Source organism: Aliikangiella aequoris (assembly GCF_053709105.1).
Map to the genome: position 1 here is coordinate 1,807,506 of NZ_CM132298.1, position 15,050 is coordinate 1,822,555.

Consider the following 15,050-nt stretch of genomic DNA (forward strand, 5'->3'; position numbering starts at 1 on the left):
TCACTTGTCATTTTTGACTAATGACTACTTAAATTTGCGGTTTATTTCATGAAAAGTTGGTCAAATTGATTAGGACTAATAAAATTTAAATCACTTTAAGTGATAGTTGAGGCGCGTGAACAATGTGGCATGAATTCTGTATTCAATTTAGCTGTGATCAACTGTTGTTCTTTTAAATAGATAATTATTTACAGGTTTAAATTCGATAAAGATTACAACTGTTTAAAGATTACAACTGTTTAAAGCCTTTTACTATTTTAAAAATGGGATTATCTTAATGAAATACAAAGCAATTTTTATTGTTAGTTTACTTTTAGCTGTTTGCTTTCTTCCAAGTAAACTCATTGCAGTAGAGAAATTAGACACAAAACTAGTTAGTCAATTTACTCAGTTTGACGACCTATTGTTTAAAAACGTTTTTAATCAATGTGAGCTAGCGCATTTAAACGACTTAATTGATACAGATTTTGAGTTTTATCATGATGTTGCAGGGTTTCAAGATAGAGCAGAGTTTATTCAAGCCGTTGAGAAAAATATTTGTAGTAATTTAAAGCATAAGCCGATTCGACAATTAGTTAGCGGCTCAATGCTGCTTTTTCCAATGTATAATGAAGGAAAATTGTACGCCATGATTCAAAGTGGTGTACATGAGTTTTTTATAAGGGAGCAGGGCAAGCCAATTTATAAAACAGGTATTGCGAAGTTTACCCATTTGTGGGTGCTAAGTGATAACGCTTGGAAACTAAAGCGAGTGTTAAGCTTTGACCATAAGCCTGCTAGCGATTAAATAGAGAAATTGTCATCGAGACTTCTTTTATCGTTTGAATGAACTCGCTTTAAACCGCTATTTTTTGTTATTATAGCGGTTTAATCGATACAATTTAGGAGATGCTAGATGGCTAAGCTGTACTTTAGATACGGTGCCGTGAGTTCAGCAAAAACTTTAAACTTGCTCGCTGTAGTTCACAATTATGAGCAGAAGAACCAAAGCGCTATTTTAGTGAAACCTCGCTTAGACGACCGGTTTGGCGCAGATACGGTAAAGTCGCGTGCTGGGTTAGAGCAAAAAGCCGACTTTCTTTTATGCGATGATAGTATCGACGAGTTGTGGGGTGAACAAATTTTAGGCAAATCTTGCGTAGTAGTTGACGAAGCGCAGTTTTTATCGGCCAAATGTATCGATCATCTCCGTAAAATAACCATTGCCTACAAAATACCGGTGATTTGCTATGGCTTGAGAACAGACTTTAGAACTCAACTTTTTGAAGGGGCACGTCGCTTATTTGAAGTGGCCGACTCAATTGAAGAAATAAAAACCGTTTGTTTACATTGTGGCAAAAAAGCGACAGTTAATTTAAAACTAGTCGACGGTATACCTACATTAGCAGGTAACCAGGTAGAGCTGGGTTGTGAAGAAAGCTATCAGCCGGTGTGCTTTTCTCATTATGTAGAATTAACTAAACCCGTTAGTACCGAGCAATCTTCAATGCAAACAGATACTGTAAAGCTTAAGGAAAAAACTGAAGATCAATTAGAGTTAAGCGTTAATTTATAGTAAGTCTAGTGGTTAAGACTAGGTGAGTGCTTTGAGTGGTTTCACTAAGAGTATTAAGGTTCTAGATTATTTAAAACCTAAGCTTAATTTAACCTACAGTTAATTTAAAACCTGCTATTAATTTAAAACTTACAGATCAAAAAGCCGTTTGTTTTCAAACGGCTTTTTTAATGGTATTAACTTTTGTAAGGTCTAAAACTGAATAGACCACTGGTTGAACGTTCCGCTGTCTCCATTATAGTGATCGCGTATTCTTAAGGACCAAATGCCGCTAGTATTTCCGGCGAGGTTAATGGTATAGGTTTCAATTATATTTTGGCCACCATCGCGCCCGTTTTTAGATTTTAAATCGTAGTAACTGCCATCGGGAGCATAAAGTCTTAAACTAATATCTCCGCGATAAGTGTGGGTAATATTAACTGAAACACTGGCGGTTGCTTGGCTTGAATTAATCGCTACATCGATATCACTATAAACGGTTGTCTTATCTGGCAATGCAATTGCCTGAGTGTTTTCGTAGTAGGTAGGTTGAGCATTTGCTTCGGTAACGGTTATTGTTTGGCTGGTGGTATCCGTTGCGCCATCTGCTGCGATAATTTCAAGTGTTACAGCATAAGTTCCGGCTGTGTTAAATGTATGAGTTGTGGTTACACCAGTGGTGGTGTTTGAATCGCCAAAGTTCCAATTATATTGCGAAATTGTTGAAGGCGAAGCGGTACTTGCATTGGCATCAAATGCACAACTTAGGTTGTCGCAATTTACATTAAAGCTAGCGACAGGAGTGGACACTCCGCCACCACTAGAGGTAAATGATTGGCCATTGTTAATGTTACCTGCGGTTGCTGAAGCAGGTGCTTGCCAGGTAAAGTCAGTGTATTGAGTACCACTTCCAGAAAGTTGTAAGGAATATCCTACGGGTGTTGATGTTGTTTCAGCGACACCAATATCTTGCGATACCATTCCGTTTGCGGGGCCATTGGTTGCTGAAAAACTACCTTCGTAACTTATAAATTGAACCACACTTCCACTAGAGTCTACTAAAGCGAGTCCGTCTGGTGAGCCATTTTGCATACCACTAAACGCAAATTGTAAAGTGCCAAAACCGTTCGATTGATCGGGAATTAAACCACTTAAGTTGATGGTTTTGTAAGTTATCCCACCATTGCCATTATAACCAACAATGCTCCAGCCGCTTAGATTCATACCTGCATTTCCAGCGACTTCTACCATCTCGTTAGTATCAGTGCTGCTGTTATCATAATGAAACTCGTTTATCCAAACCGTCTCGTTAGTACCGCCACTGCCTGGGTTAGTGGTTCCACTTGCAGAAACGCTTGCGAGAGACTCATTAGCACTGGTATCAATTGCTGTGACTTGATAGTCGTAACTGGTGTTCGCTGCTAATCCTGAGTCTACATAGGCATTAGTTGTAATGCTGGTAGAAGTTATTCGTGCAAATGTGTTGGTTCCAAAGTCACTGCGATAAACATGGTAGCCGCCAAGATCGCTTTCAGTATTCGGGCTCCAATTTAATGTTAATTGGCTGTCGCCACTGGTGACGGTTAAACCAGTTGGTGCAGAGGGGGCTACTGTGTCTCCGCCGCCACCAAGACCAGAGCAGTCGTTGGCAAAAACACATGCTGCATATTCGGGGTGATCGATAAATGGATTTCTATTACCTTGGTGGCTATAAATAACATCGTTGCGACGTTGTTCCATGGCATCTACTGGGTCGTCTAAATGCCACTGGAGTAACACAGACTTTAGCCCCATATAAGCGACTGAAATATTACTACCTGCGTTAGATTGCTCAATTAAATTTAAGTCATCGGTTAGTTTTAAGTCTGGTTCTGCAACGCCGGTAATGCCGTGAGTACCGCCTTCATAGCGAACTGCCAAATACATTAATGCACGAGCGACTTCGCCACGACGTCCAGACCAAGTTTCCCATTTGCCGGTAGTAAAAGAACCGGTTGTCCAGTTAGATTGAGATGATGTGCCACCGCGGTTATCGTTAAATTCGGTTGGTTTTTCCGAACAAGCACTAGCGCAATTATCATAAGGCTTATTGCTACGGCTTGAGTTATAGCTACTATCTGAAATAAACAAATGGTGTGCATCAGTGTAAGGGTAGTTAGTGCTGCCGTCTGAAGGAAACCCATAGGACTTTGGCCAGCTGTGCTCTCGGTTATAGAAAGTGTTGCCGCCGCCTTGTTTAGGGTAGCTCGCATTTTTATATATATCTAATACGTTATTGGGGTTATTGGGATCTTCATCGGCTGATTCTAATATATCCCAAGTATCTGTTGCACTAGAGGTGTAGGGAAATCGTTGATGATCGTCAATAATTTCATGTAAAGAGGCTCGTAATGACTGTGGGTTGGAAGTGTTTACAGTACTGTAATATCCCGCAGGAGGCGCGGCATTAACCAATAAGCTAAGACTAGCTAAGAGGGCGAAAAAGCTTACTATAAATCCATTGAATCTCGTACTTTGGTTCATAATGTTTTCCTTTATTTTTATTGTTTATTTGAAAACTTTGCTCGTTGTATTCTGCTGTCCAAAAGCTGGGTTACAAGGTTACAAGCCGTCATTTCAAATACTGTGTGGTTTATGCCAGGTGTCGTTATTTAAAACCTATGGTTGCTCGTTTACTTTAATGAGATTAGCTCAGCGAGATAATCGCATATGGTAAATAATTCTAAATAGCGCAATCCTATATGGTGCGGTCTTAAATCCTAAAACCTTAACTGCTCAAATGTTGACCAAACGGTTAAGTGATAGGCAGTATAAATTACCAAGCAGAGATATTGCTACAAAAAGATCATGTGAAAACTCACAATTGAGATATTTTGAGTTTTAGTTTCAGTACACAGATTAAAGCTTTAACCAAAGTCTTTATTTTTGTTGTTATTACGACATTAAGTGAGTCTAGATGTCGCTGTGCTATTAATTCTTTTGGATTGAGTGTAATTGATGTTGGCAGCAATAATTCTGCCTATTTGGGGTATCTTTTTAGCAATGCTGCAAGGCAGCATATTGAGGTGAGTCTGTTAATAATATTGTTAACTTAGTAATAATCTAGACGATAAAATAACGCCTAGTTTATTTTGGGCGAGCCTTTGCATTTTAAATTGATAGTTAAAGACGTAGCCTAGATAGAAGAATTTTCTGGACTAAATTATTCGAGCATAATAAAAAGCCACTAGCGAAAACTAGTGGCTTAGGGGAGAAACTAAGAGTTACTCAATTGACTGCTTAAAGTTGCAGGGACCAACTATTTAACGTGCCGGTGTCTTTGCGGAAATGATCTTTTATTTTCAGTTTCCACTCTCCAACGGTGTCACAGTTTATGTCAACGCTGTAGGTTTCAATAATGTTTTGACCATCATCACGTCGGTTTTTACGTTTAAGTTTATATTTAGAGCCATCTGGTGCAATTAGCTTGATACTAATATCGCCTCGGTATTCGTGGCTAATATTGACCGAAACGACTGCTGTCGTTTCTACGGAAGCATAATCGACGTTAATGATACTAGAAACTTTCTTTTTATCGGGTATCGCTAGCGGCTCAATGTTTTCAAAGTATCCTACTGGCGGCAATGGTTCTGTCACTTCCACAACTTGTGCTAACGTGGCGATACCGCCATCTTCTGCAACCACTTCTAAAGTCACTGTATAGCTACCAGCTTGTTCAAATTGATGGTTGCTAGTAACGCCGTTTGATGTTGTTGAATCTCCAAAATCCCAATTATATTGCGCAATTGAAGAAGGCTCGGCACTACTTTCGCTTGCATCAAAAGTACAGGTTAAATCTACACAAGAGCTAGTAAAGGCTGCGACTGGTTGAGAAATTATCGCTGTGAATACTTGTTCGTTGTTAACCGCATCAGGGGTTTCTGCCGCTGCTGCTTGCCAAGTAAAATCGCTATATTGGTTGCCTTGTCCACCTAACTGGAGTGAAAAGCCAACTGGTGTAGATGAAGCTTCAGAAACGCCAATATTTTGCGAGGTCATCCCATCGGCTGGGCCGCCATTGGCAGTAAAGCTGCCTTCGTAGCTGATAAACATAATTGCAAGTCCAGTGTTATCGACTAAAGCGAGTCCATCTGGAGAGCCATTTTGCATTCCGCTAAAGGCAAAAGATAAGGTTCCAAAACCGTTCGACTGGTCAGGGATTACACCAACTAAATTTACCGTTTTGTATGCTGAGCCGCCATTGCCGTTATATCCAACAACACTCCAGCCACTTAAATCGGTGCCTGCTTCGCCAGCTATTTCAAAGAACTCACCAACATCGCTACTGGCATTGTCGTAATGAAATTCGTTAATCCAGACAGTAAAGTCTCCGCCAGAAGGCGCGTCACTCGTTGTAGCTGAAGCAATATCACTAGGTGTAGACTGATTAGCACTGGTGTCTAGCGCGGTGATTTGATAGTCATAACTGGTATTGGCTTCTAGACCAGTGTCTAGGTAAGAAGTGACAGTGACTGCTGAAGGCGTTAAACGCATAAAATTGTTTTGACCCGCATCACTTCTATAGACATGATAGCCTGCTAAGTCAGCTTCATTATTGGCTGTCCAATTTAAACTAACTTCTGCTACTCCACCTGTTGCGACTAAAGCTGTCGGTGCCGAAGGTGGAGTCGTGTCGCCGGTGCCATCGCCTAAACCAGAGCAGTCATTGGCAAAAACACAAACAACATATTCTGGATGATCAATAAATGGGTTACGATTTCCTTGATGCGCGAAAATAATGTCATTTCTGCGTCTTTCCATATCATCAACAGGATCATCTAAATGCCATTGCAACAAGACTGATTTTAAACCCATGTAGGCAACATCTATATTTGAGCCTGCATTAGATTGACTAATTAAGGTTCGGTCGTCAGTTAGTCGTAAATCTGGCTCATTTACACCGGTTGTACCATGAGAACCGCCTTCGTAACGTACCGCCATGTACATTAAAGCGCGAGCGACTTCACCTCGTCGACCTAACCAAGTTTCCCATTTTCCTTCAGTATAAGATCCTGCTGTCCAGTTAGACTGCGAGTCAGTTCCGCCACGATTATCGTTAAAGTCGGTCGGTTTTTGGGTGCAGTTGGTAGCACAATTGTCGAATGGCTTATTGCTGCGGCTAGAGTTGTAGCTACTATCTGAAATAAACAAATGGTGCGCATCTGTATAGGGGTAGTTGCTGCTACCGTCACTTGGAAAGCCATAAGATTTAGGCCAGCTATGCTCTCTGTTGTAAAAAGAGTTACCACCACCTTGTTTTGGGTAACTAGCGTTTTTATAGATATCTAATACATTGTTAGGGTTGCTAGGGTCTTGATCTGCTGACTCTAAAATATCCCAAGTATCTGTAGTTGCGTCGGTATAAGGAAATCGAGTGTGATCATCAATTATAGAATGTAGTGTTGCATGAAGTGATTCTGGTGATGTGGTGTTAACAGTATCGTAGTATCCAGGAGGAGGTGCTGCATTAGCTAGTAAGCTAAAACCCGCAACAATACTGAAAAAGCTCAAATGTAACTTTTTAATCAGCGTTTGCTTGTTCATAGTTGGTTCCTTTTTTGATTTATCCAATTTTAGTCATGAGATATTTATGTGAGATATTCTCATTAGCAAATATTAAATAGGTGTGACGTTAACCAAACTCCTTCAGAACATCCTGACTAAATGGTTAAGGTGCAGGCGCTATATATGATAAAAAGCAATGTGAAACCATCAATATGTTGTGGTGAGAGTTTAATAGAGGCCAAAATAGAAGGATCATTTATTGAGATTATACATTCTGTACTAATGAGATAATCTCGTTTTACGAAGATGGCGACAAAAAGCGGCAATTTCATTTCATTTAATGATATTTTGCAGCATTCATCCGAAAGCCTTCACTGAAATGTGAAAATGCACAATTAGCGTCTTAATGTCGCACATGCTGCGGCGCACAAATGGATGATTAAGCCTCGAAGTTAAAGGCGGGGGAGAACAAATAATAGAGTATTGACACATTAGGTCGTTAGAAAGCGTATAAATTACACTTGAGCTTTACCTTTGCAGATACATAAAATCTCATATTAGTTTGATATTAGACTTTAGCAAACAGGCCTTAGCAATGACACCTTAGCAAATGTATGTTTGTAGTTAGAGTTGGTTCATGATTTTTATCGATAGGGCGTTAAAAACGTTTAAATCGCTTTTTATTGGTTTAAAAGACTCATTGCAAGCTGTTACAAATAAATCCCTATAGGCAGCTCACTTTGTTTACCCAAGGATTCGATTTAAGTTAAACTTAAAATTAGACAAGATTAGAAAATCACTTTTAAAAGACTAAACCTTTCACACTAGGATACGAATTGAGTTTACTGATATTTTATTTACTGTTAGCGATTGGTGTTTCATTTTTATGTTCTATTTTAGAAGCGGTTTTGCTTTCTTTAAATGACTCCTATATTGCTATGTTAGAGTCAGACGGAGAATCTCATGGTAAGGCTTTACGTGAATTAAAAAGTAATATCGACAAACCCTTAGCGACTATTTTAAGCCTGAACACTATTGCCCATACGGTTGGTGCTGCTGGTGTCGGAGCGCAAGCCGCAAGCGTTTTTGGTGAGGCTTATTTGGGGCTGATATCGGCGGTACTCACGTTATTAATTTTAGTATTCTCAGAAATAATACCGAAAACTTTGGGGGCTCGCTACTGGCGGCAATTGAGCCACATTACCTATAAAATACTGCGCGTGTTAGTGATTTTACTCAGACCTTTGGTTTGGTTTTGCGAAAAAATCACCGGTTTAATTTCTAACCGAGAGTCGGTGTTAGATGAGTTTTCGCGAGAAGAGTTTGCTGCAATGGCCGATCGTGGCGTTGAGCAAGGTGTATTTCAAGAAAGTGATGTTAGTGCTTTGAAAAACTTTGTGTTTTTTGAATCGTTACGAGCCGCGGACGTGATGACACCTCGGCCAGTTATTCAGTCGCTAGACTCGCAACTAACCATCAATAAAGTGATGAATCAAGTTGAAAGAATGCCATTTTCAAGGTTTCCAATTTATAACAAACACAGTGAAGACATTTGTGGGTATGTTTTAAAAACAGACATCTTTTTAGCCGTTGCTAAAGGTAACGGCGATCAACAGCTTGATGATATTAAGCGTACCATTTTTGTGGTAGAAAAAAGTGTCTCTTTAAAAGACTGCTTTGATCAGCTTAACCAGCGGCGCGAACATTTGGCCTTATTGGTTGATGAATATGGTGGTGTTTCCGGGATTGTGACTATGGAAGATATAATAGAAACCATATTAGGGTATGAAATTATGGATGAAGTAGACACAATTGAAGATATGCAAAATTATGCTCGCAAACAGTGGATAAAAAGAGCAGAGCGAGTCGAGGGCAACTGGCTGCTGAGTGACGCTGCTGATCAATAAGCAGCGTTACGATTGTCACCATCACATTTGTTGTATTTAAATCATGAGATTTAAGATCTATTTTATAAACCCCTAATTAAGTGTTGCTGTGATTCAGTGGTTCAGAGGATCAGAGGATCCGTGACTAATTCTGTCGAGCGCCATATTAAATATTCTCACTCTTTATCGCCTAGTAACTTTGAGATATGCCGTCAAAGAGGCATTTCATTTTTCGCGTCGGAGATTTTTCGCTTCGGAGTTTAAAAATTCAGTCGAATTACCCATTTTAAGCTAGTATTAAATAAAGCCTAAAAAAATCACTATCTTGCATATAGAGTAAAAATGACTATGGAATTAAAGTTTAAGCCTGTTGAGCCCAATGACTTTTTAACCTTTACCCCTGGAACTCCTTCCCATATCCAAATTGAGACTGCAATTATTGAGATTGGCGGTGGGGGTAAAAAAGGGATTGAGTATAAATGGCAAGTGTTGGCTGCTGCTGGATGGAAATATAAAGAGTTAACCTCTTATGGCGCACATGCCGAAATTGCCGCTGAAGCATTTAATCGTATACGAGAAGTGCTTGCGCAAACAGACGAAAGTGACGAAGTTCTGGCAATGCTTAAAGCTGAAAATTAACGATTAAAACGCTGTAACGCTTTTTGCTGTTCTACCATAAAGTTAAAAGGCGCCAAAAGACTCTCTGCAGAAAAATTAGGCGAAAATAATTGAAGCGCCAAAGCAATACTTTCAATAGTAGACAGAGAGTTTTCCATTTTGCTCCGTCTAATTTGATAGTTGGAGACTAAATTGTGGCTAAAGCTCAACCGAGTTAAGTTTTGTAAACAAGCATTTTGATGCAGCATTCTTTTTGATTTACGCCAGTTCGCGTCTAGTACGACCAATTGCTTTATATTCCCGTGATCTTTCTGATAATGACTCAAATCATGCTTATTGGTGATAATTGGCGTTTCGGGTAGCCAGGTCAAATTTGGGTAAAGTAAGACAGAATGATTGTTTGATAAACTATGCTGTGTTTGAACGCTAACTTCATTTTCGATAACTAGTTGGCAATTAGTCAGAGATAACTGTGCCATTTTAGCCGTATTGAATGGGTGCGAGGACTCAAGCCTATGCTGTAAGATTAGTACCTTTATTGGGGCTTTAATAGCTACAATGGCACTGCAATAGCAGGAAATAAGTGGCCGCTCGCATCGATTACAGCTTTCTCTTTTCATTAAAGGACTTACTCGACAATTTAACTAGCTGCTCTATTTTTGCCAATAGAACGTATAAACTTTAAATATACGCAAATAAAAGAGAAAACAAAACATGAAAAAAAGCCTATTACCCTACCTAACGATTGTAAGTGGACTATTAATGCTAGTTGCTGGGTGTACTAGCAAATATCCTAATCAAAATGTTGTTGGGAAGAGTTTTCCAGAGGTTAGCGGTGTTTCTTTAGAAGGAGAAAATCAACAAATTCCTAGCCTATTCGCACAGGAAAACACGCTGTTACTTTTAGGTTTTGTGCAAAATTCGCAATTTGATATTGATCGCTGGTTAATTGGGCTTGATATGACCAATACAGACTTGCCCGTTTATGAGTTGCCAACATTGCAAGGTATGTTCCCGCAATTTTTTAAAACCCAGATCAATAATGGTATGCGTAAAGGAATTCCCAAAGCGTTATGGAAAGGTGTCATTACGGTTTATGAAGATGGCGATCAACTTCAGCAATTTACAGGCAACACTAACCCAAATAATGCGCGCGTGATTTTATTAGATAAGTCGGGTACCGTACGCTACTTTTATGATCAAGGCTTTAGTGTTGACGCACTCAAACAATTAAAAACAACTTTAGACTCAATTAATTAGCGGTAAAATAAAAAGCACTTTGTTTAATATAGGGCGGCTCTGGGGTAAAGCTTTAAATCTGTGGCGCCGCTAAATTGAGTTTTAGAACCATTGAACTTTAGAACCATTGAGCTTTAGAACCATTGAGCTTTAGAACCATTGAGCTTTAGAACAGCCATTTATTCTTTAATTAAGTCAACGCTTTTAAATGTTAAATAATCCAATTCTCACTAGTTTGGTGTGCTTGCTTGTGGGCGCTATTTGAGTTTATTTAGGTTGCTTTGAATGTTGAATTTTTAATTTTGAATTTAGGCGTTAAAAGCGACAAATTAAATATAGGTGTGAAAAGCTGTAGCGACTAGTGGTTTACCCTGATTGATTAGCGCGTTGTAAAATGATTAGCTAATGTCTAGGGTTTGTTTGGCGAGCAATAACGACACTAGCATACAGTATTTTCTGTTTAAAAACTTGCGCTAGTTCATAGTTTAGCTAGTGATTAAGTTTTGCATAATAGATTTAAACTTGCTGTTAGTCTTTAAATGATATTTCGCAATCTAGCTCATAAAATATAACCCATCAATTTAAATTAGCTTGTTGAGTGGTAACGGAGGACAGCAAGTATGAATCATTATGATTGCTTATATCAATTAAAAGTTGATGTTGAACATCTTAAAGTAGGTATGTTTGTAGGAGAGCTTGATCAGCCATGGGAAGGGAGTCCTTTTTTATTTCAAGGCTTTACTATTGAAGATAAACAACGATTAACTCAAGTTCAAAATTTTTGTGACTCTGTGTACGTCTACTTCAAAGATAAAGAGTCTTATGAGAATTTTTTATTAGATATGAAGCTTGAGCCAGAAGTCGAAAAAGTTACCGAGAAACTAACATTTGAGCAGGAATTACCTGAAGCTTTAAGCCTATTTAAATTAGCGTGTGAAGAAAATAGGCAGCTAGTTAGCCAAATTAAAAGTAGCCAATTATTCAGTATAAAAAACGTTGAGTCACTTAGTGTCAAACTGGTTGCCAGTTTAACTCGTAATGAATGGGCATTACCGATTTTGTGCGGTATTAAAAATAGTGGCTATTATATTGAAGAACATCCTATTCGAGTGGCCATATTGTCAATTGCTTTTGCTAAAGCAATTGGTTTAAATGAAAAACAACAAAGGCTGCTAGCAACAAGTGCTATTTTACACGACATAGGTCAATTACTACTTCCAGAAACTTTATTAAATAAAACAGATAAGCTAAATGCTCAGGAAGTCAAATTAATTAGACAGCATCCAGTTGAAAGTTATAAATTGCTAGAGCGCATTGAAGGGGTGAGTGATGTTGTCAAAGAGGTGGCTTTGTCACATCATGAAAGAGAAGATGGAAAAGGTTACCCAAGACACATTCACAAAGACCGCGTCTCCATTTTTGCAAAAATTGTGGCTATTACCGATGCTTACGATGCAATAACCAGCAAACGACCACATAAGCCAGCATTTCCTGCGAGTCAGGCTCTGGCATTAATTAATAAAAACCGAGACAAAAAATTTGATAGTCAACTCGTTGCAAAGTTCGTGAAATGGATAGGGGTAATGCCTGTGGGTTCATTAGTTGAGCTAGATAGCGGTGAGGTTGGGATTGTTTTAGAAAACCATGAAAAGCATAAGTTAAAACCAAAGCTTATGATTATTACAGATAAAAATAAACAACAATGTTTTCAAGAAATTATTGATTTAGCACAGTATGAAGCTCAAAGCAGTAGCAAACCACAGCAGGTTGTAAGAGTACTGCCAAACAATGCCTACGGGATAAAATTAGAATATTTCTTAGAGCAGTATTTAAATAAGAATGCGCGCTGGTTAAAGTCGAGCTAATCTAGGTTACTTCGCAAGACTCTGGTGTTTGGGCTCATATTACTATTATAATCAGCTCAACTTAATTGACAGATAAATATAATCAATATGGCGCACACACCAAAGCTTGTTTGGCACTTAATTTTAAAGTCGTGTAACTGGTTTAAAATTGCTAATAAGCGGTTAAATCCGGTCAGACTTCAATCTCTTTTATTACTTTCTTTACTGAGTTTAAGTGTCCAATTAAAAGCAGAAAAAGCCGAAATAACCCCAAAAGTTAAATCTAAATCATTCAATAAAGCGCATTCACCTGAACAACAAAATGAACTCCAAGCGGTTAACTCAGCGCAACTTGAGGCGCAAGAAACAACAGAGCCGACGATGGTCATTACAGCGCAAAGAGGAGCGGTAAGTTTACTTGAGCTCGCCAATAATACCGCGGCACTTGATGCAAAATTGCTCGAAAAAATAAATCACTCGCATATTAATGAGGCACTGGTTCGTATTCCTGGCGCTTGGATCAGTCGAGGCAATGGTCAAGAGCATTTAACTGCAATTCGCTCTCCAGTATTAACTGGGCCAGGCTCCTGTGGCGAGTTTTTAATGTTGCAAGATGGTGTGCCATTAAGAGCTCCAGGGTTTTGTAATGTTAATCAATTATTTGACGCGAATACCGAACAAGCGCAGGCGATTGAAGTTGTTAGGGGGGCTAATTCTGCTCTGTACGGCTCAAATGCGATTCATGCAGTGATGAATATAATTAGTCAAAAGCCAGAGAAAAATAGGCGTTCAATCAATTTAGAGGTTGGGCCACACCACTTTTATCGTGCTAAAACTTCCTTTGTTAAAATGAATGACGACGCCGGGTTGCTGTTTAATTTAAACCTAACGCACGACGGAGGTTTGAAAGACCATTCTGGCTATAAACAACACAAAGCGACGCTGCGCCATTTAACTAAGTCTGATCAAGTTAGTTTCGATTCCATATTAAATCTTACTCACTTAAATCAAAATACTGCGGGATATTTGCAAGCGGGCAAAGATGCCTATTTACTTGACTCTATGCGTACTCGTAATGATTTTCCTGAAGCCTATAGAAAAGCCCATTCAATTCATTTACAAAGTAAGGCTTCTGGTTATTTTCATAATGGAGTGCAGTGGCAGTTAACGCCTTATTTTAGAAGTAACGAAATGGAATTTTTAATGCACTTTCTTCCTGGGCAGCCCATAGAAAATAATTCACAGCAGAGTCTTGGTTTGATGTGGCAGGCGCAACAATATTTTGACTCTAGTGAGCTTCGGTGGGGGATTGACACTGAGTTTACCGATGCCAAACTGCGCCAGTCACAATCTAGCCCAACTAACACAGGCTCGGCTTTTTTAAACGCAACTTTGCCAGTTGGAAAGCACTATGACTATAAGGTGCTTGGGTCTAACTTGGCGCTTTATGGCCGCTGGGAAAAACAATTGGCTTTAAACTGGAAGCTTGATCTGAATGCGCGTTTTGACTTTATCGATTACGATTATAGCAATAACATGCTCAGCGGAAATACTCGTGACGACGCTACTTTGTGTGGCTTTGGCGGCTGCCGCTACAATCGACCCGATAGCCGGTCCGACAGTTTTAGTAATTTTTCACAAAGTGCAGCCATTAGTTACTTAGCTAATAAAGATAGCTTAGCCTATGTGAAAATTGATAGAGCATTTAGAGCCCCACAAGCGACAGAGCTTTATCGATTGCAAAATAACCAGACTATATCTGCTGCCAACTCAGTAAAGGCAGACGCAGTTGAAATCGGGTATCGAAAGTCTACGCCTCGGTTATTTTACGAGGTTAATATTTTTCATATGCGAAAAAGTGACTCGATATTCCAAAATTCGGATAGAGAGTTTGTCAGCGGTGCCAAGACTTCACACAAAGGCCTTGAGACTTTATGGCGATTAAACATTAATCAGCAATGGTCAATTACTCAGAACTTAAGTTACGCAAAACACTTATATGAAAATAGCCCCAATTTACAAGGAAGTAACAATGTTTTAATAAAGCATAATGATATTGATACAGCGCCAAGGCTGTTAACGAGTAGTCAAGTGAGTTGGCAGGTCAAGCCTAAACTCGCGCTTGAGTTGGAGCTGATTTCGCTTAGCTCTTATTACACTAATCCCGAAAATACACAAAAATATGCAGGACATAAATTATTTAATTTAAGAGCTGCGTATCAACACAATCGTCATTGGGAGTCGGTTATTAGAATCATGAATGCTAGCGATGAAAATTATGCTGAAAGAGCAGACTATGCATTTTCAAATCATCGCTATTTTGTTGGCGCAGGGCGCTCAATTTATTATTCGCTGCAAGGTCGATTTAATTAAAGATAAGTTCCT

10 protein-coding genes are annotated in these 15,050 nt (G+C 39.1%); 7 read left to right on the forward strand and 3 right to left on the reverse strand.

The genetic code is table 11. The features are described from left to right. Positions 1-277 precede the first annotated feature (277 nt). Entirely contained in the window at positions 278-787 is a 510-nt protein-coding gene (locus ACUR5C_RS07860) for a nuclear transport factor 2 family protein (RefSeq protein WP_454467805.1), read from the forward strand. Positions 788-895: 108 nt separating this feature from the next. Continuing rightward, positions 896-1,555, forward strand: coding sequence for a thymidine kinase (locus ACUR5C_RS07865; RefSeq protein ID WP_454467806.1), 660 nt, complete (start codon positions 896-898; stop codon positions 1,553-1,555). 192 nt (positions 1,556-1,747) lie between these two features. Here ACUR5C_RS07865 and ACUR5C_RS07870 read toward each other — a convergent pair whose 3' ends face one another. Together ACUR5C_RS07870 and ACUR5C_RS07875 are read right to left on the reverse strand one after the other, a co-directional pair. Continuing rightward, positions 1,748-4,057, reverse strand: coding sequence for an endonuclease (locus ACUR5C_RS07870; protein ID WP_454467807.1), 2,310 nt, complete (start codon positions 4,055-4,057; stop codon positions 1,748-1,750). A gap of 756 nt (positions 4,058-4,813) precedes the next feature. Next, complete coding sequence (locus ACUR5C_RS07875; RefSeq protein ID WP_454467808.1) at positions 4,814-7,117, reverse strand: endonuclease; 2,304 nt, start codon at positions 7,115-7,117, stop codon at positions 4,814-4,816. 797 nt (positions 7,118-7,914) lie between these two features. Here ACUR5C_RS07875 and ACUR5C_RS07880 point away from each other — a divergent pair. Next, on the forward strand, positions 7,915-8,985 hold the full coding sequence (locus ACUR5C_RS07880) for a CNNM domain-containing protein (RefSeq protein WP_454467809.1): 1,071 nt from the start codon (positions 7,915-7,917) through the stop codon (positions 8,983-8,985). Positions 8,986-9,306: 321 nt separating this feature from the next. Then, positions 9,307-9,603, forward strand: a complete 297-nt coding sequence (locus tag ACUR5C_RS07885; RefSeq protein ID WP_454467810.1) for a hypothetical protein — start codon at positions 9,307-9,309, stop codon at positions 9,601-9,603. Here ACUR5C_RS07885 and ACUR5C_RS07890 read toward each other — a convergent pair. Beyond that, positions 9,600-10,202 carry a tRNA-uridine aminocarboxypropyltransferase gene (locus ACUR5C_RS07890; RefSeq protein ID WP_454467811.1) on the reverse strand — a complete coding sequence of 201 codons (603 nt, stop codon included), beginning with the start codon at positions 10,200-10,202 and terminating at the stop codon, positions 9,600-9,602. The two genes, ACUR5C_RS07885 and ACUR5C_RS07890, sit on opposite strands and share 4 nt — an antisense overlap. Before the next feature lie 94 nt (positions 10,203-10,296). On the opposite strand from ACUR5C_RS07890, the gene ACUR5C_RS07895 reads away from it, so the two are divergent. The 3 genes from ACUR5C_RS07895 to ACUR5C_RS07905 all read left to right on the forward strand — a co-directional run bounded on the left by ACUR5C_RS07895 (position 10,297) and on the right by ACUR5C_RS07905 (position 15,038). Next, a complete protein-coding gene (locus ACUR5C_RS07895; RefSeq protein WP_454467812.1) occupies positions 10,297-10,842 on the forward strand; it encodes a hypothetical protein in 546 nt (181 codons plus the stop codon). Positions 10,843-11,441: 599 nt separating this feature from the next. Further along, entirely contained in the window at positions 11,442-12,686 is a 1,245-nt protein-coding gene (locus tag ACUR5C_RS07900) for a cyclic di-GMP phosphodiesterase (RefSeq protein ID WP_454467813.1), read from the forward strand. An 87-nt stretch (positions 12,687-12,773) separates the two neighbouring features. Next, positions 12,774-15,038 (forward strand): TonB-dependent receptor, encoded by a 2,265-nt coding sequence (locus ACUR5C_RS07905; protein WP_454467814.1) that lies wholly within the window; start codon positions 12,774-12,776, stop codon positions 15,036-15,038. Positions 15,039-15,050: the final 12 nt, after the last annotated feature.

Bases quoted from the DNA above. Each gene is read 5' to 3' on its own strand.
- ACUR5C_RS07865 (WP_454467806.1), top strand. From the start codon at position 896: ATGGCTAAGCTGTACTTTAGATACGGTGCCGTGAGTTCAGCAAAAACT.
- ACUR5C_RS07890 (WP_454467811.1), bottom strand. From the start codon at position 10,202: ATGAAAAGAGAAAGCTGTAATCGATGCGAGCGGCCACTTATTTCCTGC.
- ACUR5C_RS07900 (WP_454467813.1), top strand. From the start codon at position 11,442: ATGAATCATTATGATTGCTTATATCAATTAAAAGTTGATGTTGAACAT.
- ACUR5C_RS07905 (WP_454467814.1), top strand. From the start codon at position 12,774: ATGGCGCACACACCAAAGCTTGTTTGGCACTTAATTTTAAAGTCGTGT.
- ACUR5C_RS07895 (WP_454467812.1), top strand. From the start codon at position 10,297: ATGAAAAAAAGCCTATTACCCTACCTAACGATTGTAAGTGGACTATTA.
- ACUR5C_RS07860 (WP_454467805.1), top strand. From the start codon at position 278: ATGAAATACAAAGCAATTTTTATTGTTAGTTTACTTTTAGCTGTTTGC.
- ACUR5C_RS07885 (WP_454467810.1), top strand. From the start codon at position 9,307: ATGACTATGGAATTAAAGTTTAAGCCTGTTGAGCCCAATGACTTTTTA.
- ACUR5C_RS07870 (WP_454467807.1), bottom strand. From the start codon at position 4,057: ATGAACCAAAGTACGAGATTCAATGGATTTATAGTAAGCTTTTTCGCC.
- ACUR5C_RS07875 (WP_454467808.1), bottom strand. From the start codon at position 7,117: ATGAACAAGCAAACGCTGATTAAAAAGTTACATTTGAGCTTTTTCAGT.